The organism is Psychromonas sp., from assembly GCF_983033635.1.
Genome location: NZ_CEZLMY010000195.1, coordinates 1 through 4,614, shown reverse-complemented (window position 1 = coordinate 4,614; position 4,614 = coordinate 1). Strand labels below are relative to the sequence as shown.

Below are 4,614 nucleotides of genomic sequence, written 5' to 3'. Positions count from 1 at the left end.
GAACAAGGATCATTACGCTTTGGTTTTTTCTCAAAAGTAGTCGTTTCAGGTTTATTTAAAAAAACTTCAAGCTCACAGATATTTTCTTCAACTTCGGCATTCACTTCGATATTTGCAAACAGTGCATTGTCTTGCAGGATCTGTTCAATCTCAGTTTTTCTCTCTTCACTGTTTACGATTAATGTCAGTGGTGCCTCTACTGTACCGGCTTTTACAGCTCGTTTAGTATTAAAACCATAACTTGAATGTTTTGGTTTTTTCTCTTTTTTTCCTTTAAAGAAAAATTTATCTGACATTATAAAACCCTATTTCTAAAATTAAAAATTAATTGCGCGAAGCTTACACTAAAAATTCTTTTAAACAATCGGACGACCACGGTAAATTAATATTGAGGGTAATGCCAAACCAAAACTAAGTGCACCAAGAATAAACAGGGTACGTAGACCGTTTTCCACCACCACCTGCGCTAACGCCATGTTATAACCACCTGAGTTTAACTCCACAATGCCAATCACAGTGGTAAATGCAAAACTCCCCGGAATCATAGGAATAACAGAAGCAACGGTAAAAACGGGACGTGGTATAAGGCGTTTACGTGACCAGTACAAGCCTAAAAATCCCATGCTACTGGAAGCTGCTAACGTTGCCCACTCAATAGGTATCCCAAAGTGCATCAATAAATATCGAAAGCTATGTGCAGATGCCCCACCAATAGCACAATAAATTAACATTTTTTTAGGCACATTAAATACCATAGCGAAACCTACGGCAGGGATCCATGCAAACCAAGCATCAATAACTAAAAGTTTAATTAATTCCATTAAGCTATCCATCCCCATACCCCTGTTATCGCCATCGATCCAACAATGCCAATTGATACACTAATAGTTAATAAGGTGGCAAAAACCCAGCGCGCAATACCCGTGCTGATATGCCCTTTAAGCATATCTGAAACTGCATTAATTAACGGAAAACCGGGAACCAATAGTAAAACAGAAGCAGCCATCGCTATTTTAGGATCTTCACCAAATTGATTTATAACCCCAATACTGGCTATAGATGTGGCTAAAAAAGCAGCTAAAGCAAAATTAACAAAGGGGTTATGATGCCGATGAGCAAGTTCTTGACGTAAAATCATAGCACCAGCAGAGGCAAAAAAAGTGGTGATATAAACGGGTGTATCACCACCAAAAAAATGGCTGAAACTTGCGCATGAAAAACCGATCATCAATACCACTAGCCAGCGGTTATATTTAAAAGGCACTAAACGTGCTAAGCGTTCTTTTACCTGATCCGCATCCAATAACTGTTTTTCCAGCATCACACAAATGCGTTGTACCTCGCACACCATATACATATTTATGCCGCGATCATAACAGCGACGAGTGGTGGTTACACAATTCCCCTTAAATAAACTGGTGATCACAATCGCATCACTGCTCACCGACAGCTCAATGCTTTGTGCGCCAAGTGCCATACCAATACGCTGCGTAGTTTGTTCAACAAGACGACTTTCAGCACCATGCTGATGTAGAATTTGCCCCGCTTTTACCGCAATACGCGTTAATTCATTTTGTGCTTCATGGCCTAGGCTCATTTACTTACCTTTGTATAGGGAACTCAATAGGTGAAAATATTTACAGCAGCAACTCTGCTAATTTAAGATCTAATGTCACTTATCGTAATTTGTATAGTTTGCTTAACCTAAAGCAGACGACAAATTTAATCACAGTTGCGATTCAGCTAATTTCAAATCTAATGTCGCCTTTAATAATTTAAATAATAAAATAGCAGCATCAATCTCTTCTTTACGATTCGTTAAACTTTCGATATTTAAGCCCAGTGGGATATCTAATGGCAAGCAAGCTTGTAAAATCTGCTCGAAATTATTACGGCTAATTTGTAATGACTCTTTTAGAGGATTTTCAGATTGTAAAATACGCAGACTGGTCGCCTCAGGTACTGAGATACCTAACCACTCAATAAATTCTAAGGTTTTTGCGCTACCACATGGCGAGAATGTCAAAATAACGCGTTTAGGTTTTACCCCTTGGCTTTTACATTCCAGCGCATAACGCGTTAATAGATCAATTGTTGCTTGTGCGTTATAAACAGCTTGCGAAATAAAAAACTCACACCCCTGTGCCTCTTTAGCTCGCAGACGTAAATGCTCATCTCCTTTACTGATATGACGCTCAGCTATGGTCACCCCTCCGAGGTAAAAATCTAAATTATGCTCGCTTAAAGTTTGGTACGCATCAGGCAAAGATAATTTAATTTCACCTGTCGATGACGGGCTACCAACCAGAACAATATCGCGCACTGAATATTGATGCCACGCATCAGATAACCAACGCGAGAAATCAGCAGAATTACGTTGTGAAACACTTTTATAAGTGATCACAGGTTTCGCTGATTTATCATGTAACAGTTTTGAATATAAACGCGAGTCATGGGTATATTTAAAGGGAAAAGGACGTGGTTTATCAATGCGCGAAGTTTCATCCTGAATGTCATAAACAATCAAACCGTCGTAGTCTAGCGAATCGAGTCTATCTAATAATTTATCTGCAATGCCTGAGACTAAGGCAATATCCATATCTTGTTTAGGAGGAGTGGTACCGATGAAATAAACCCCTTGTTTTGGGTCGCTGGATTTACTTTTTAAAATCGAATCAGACATAACAATATTCCTAAACTAGCAAGCTAAAATAATAACTTGAAATTGTCGCATATCTACTAACTAAATGAAATCAACTCAACTTATAAAGTGAGGCTCGCATAAAACAATTCTAAGCAATAGTTTTCTATAAAGTTTTCGCGTTATACTTAACCTAATTACTCACAATGAAAATAGAATACTTATGCGCAACCCTAGATTTTATGATCCACAACCTTTAACTGTTTCGGCTGAAATTTCACTCGGAGATGATGCCACGCAGCATATTCGAGTTTTGCGTTTAAAAGCAGGCGCTGAAATTATCCTATTTAACGGTTTAGGCGGTCAATATTGCGCAACATTAAATGATGTGCAAAAACGCTCTTGCACAGCACTTATCAACTCTTTTCAAGAAACAGCTAATGAAAGTCCTCTGCACCTGCATTTAGGACAAGTGATTTCACGTGGTGATCGCATGGAGTTTGTTATTCAAAAAGCGGTGGAATTAGGCGTTAATGAAATCACCCCTTTAATTAGTGAACGTTGTGGTGTAAAGATCAATGCGGAACGTATGGTCAAAAAACAGCAACAATGGCAAAAGATTGCCATTGCAGCTTGTGAACAATCAGGACGTAATATTGTACCAACCATTCATAGCACCCAGCCTTTACAGACATGGTGTGAGAGCTTAGATCCAGCTACCAAACTAACGCTTCATCCGCGTGCAAAATATTCAATTAATACATTGCCAAATAATATCAATAAGATACGTTTATTAATCGGCCCGGAAGGTGGACTAACAGATGAAGAGATCAATTTAACTGAAACACTCAACTTCACAGAAACATTATTGGGGCCGCGTATTTTACGCACAGAAACAGCAGCCTTAACCGCCATCACCGCACTACAATGCCGTTTTGGTGATATTGCATAACCATTTAGCCGCTACAAAGGAAAGAATATGACCATTAAAATTGGTATCGTCATGGATCCAATCTCTGACATTAAAATTCATAAAGACTCTAGTTTTGCAATGTTATTAGAAGCACAATCGCGTGGCTGGGAACTTTATTATTTAGAGATGCAAGATCTGTATCTCGAGAATGGACGTTGTTTTGCCAGCAGTAAAAAATTAACCGTGCAACGTGATCCTGAAAATTGGTATCAACTGCAAGAAACAACGGATCACCCGCTTTCTGATTTAGATGCGGTGTTAATGCGCAAAGATCCCCCTTTTGATACTGAATATATCTACGCAACTTATCTGCTTGAACGCGCAGAAGATGAAGGCTGTTTAATCGTTAATAAACCGCAAAGTTTACGTGATGCAAACGAAAAGCTATTCACAGCTTGGTTTAGTGAATTCACACCGACAACACTTGTGACACGCAGTAGCCAAAAAATTCGGGATTTTCACGCAAAACATCAAGATGTGATTTTAAAACCACTTGATGGTATGGGAGGGGCCTCTATTTTCCGTATTAAAGAAAATGATGCCAATATTGGTGTGATTATCGAAACTTTAACCGAACATCAGCAACGTTATTGTATGGCTCAGGTATTTATTCCTGAAATCAAAGATGGCGATAAGCGCATTTTAATCGTCGATGGCGAGCCGATGCCTTATGCCCTTGCTCGCATTCCAGCTAAAGGGGAAACACGCGGTAACCTTGCTGCAGGTGGTAGTGGCGTGGCACAACCTCTTTCAAAAAGTGACTGGCATATTGCTAATTCCATAGGCCCTACACTAAAAGAGAAAGGGTTAATTTTTGTTGGCCTTGATGTTATCGGCGATAAAGTGACTGAAATTAACGTTACCAGTCCAACTTGCATCCAAGAGATTGATAACGCTTATGGAACAAATATCAGTGGTAAATTAATGGATGCAATTGAAAGACGTATCACAAAAACTCAGTAATATCTGTAAATTAATGGTGCCATTACATGGCGCATCA

At 39.1% G+C, this 4,614-nt stretch carries 6 protein-coding genes; 2 read left to right on the top strand and 4 right to left on the bottom strand.

Annotation, left to right across the window (positions count from 1 at the left end):
• The 4 genes from AC4GME_RS16575 to AC4GME_RS16560 form a co-directional block, all read right to left on the bottom strand.
• Positions 1-296: PBPRA1643 family SWIM/SEC-C metal-binding motif protein (locus AC4GME_RS16575; protein ID WP_490379807.1), on the bottom strand; the 296-nt coding region annotated here is incomplete at its 3' end.
• Between the two features lie 60 nt (positions 297-356).
• Complete coding sequence (locus AC4GME_RS16570) at positions 357-821, bottom strand: threonine/serine exporter family protein (RefSeq protein WP_490377544.1); 465 nt, start codon at positions 819-821, stop codon at positions 357-359.
• The gene (locus AC4GME_RS16565) at positions 821-1,597 is read right to left on the bottom strand and encodes a threonine/serine exporter family protein (RefSeq protein WP_490377545.1); all 777 of its coding nucleotides are present in this window, start codon (positions 1,595-1,597) and stop codon (positions 821-823) included. The genes AC4GME_RS16570 and AC4GME_RS16565 overlap by 1 nt, the downstream gene beginning before the upstream one ends.
• Positions 1,598-1,726: 129 nt before the next feature.
• Entirely contained in the window at positions 1,727-2,683 is a 957-nt protein-coding gene (locus AC4GME_RS16560) for a methylenetetrahydrofolate reductase (protein ID WP_490377546.1), read from the bottom strand.
• Between the two features lie 181 nt (positions 2,684-2,864).
• Between AC4GME_RS16560 and rsmE the strand changes: the two genes are divergently transcribed.
• Entirely contained in the window at positions 2,865-3,593 is a 729-nt protein-coding gene (gene rsmE, locus AC4GME_RS16555) for a 16S rRNA (uracil(1498)-N(3))-methyltransferase (RefSeq protein WP_490377547.1), read from the top strand.
• A gap of 27 nt (positions 3,594-3,620) precedes the next feature.
• Entirely contained in the window at positions 3,621-4,577 is a 957-nt protein-coding gene (gshB, locus tag AC4GME_RS16550; protein ID WP_490377548.1) for a glutathione synthase, read from the top strand.
• Positions 4,578-4,614 lie beyond the last annotated feature (37 nt).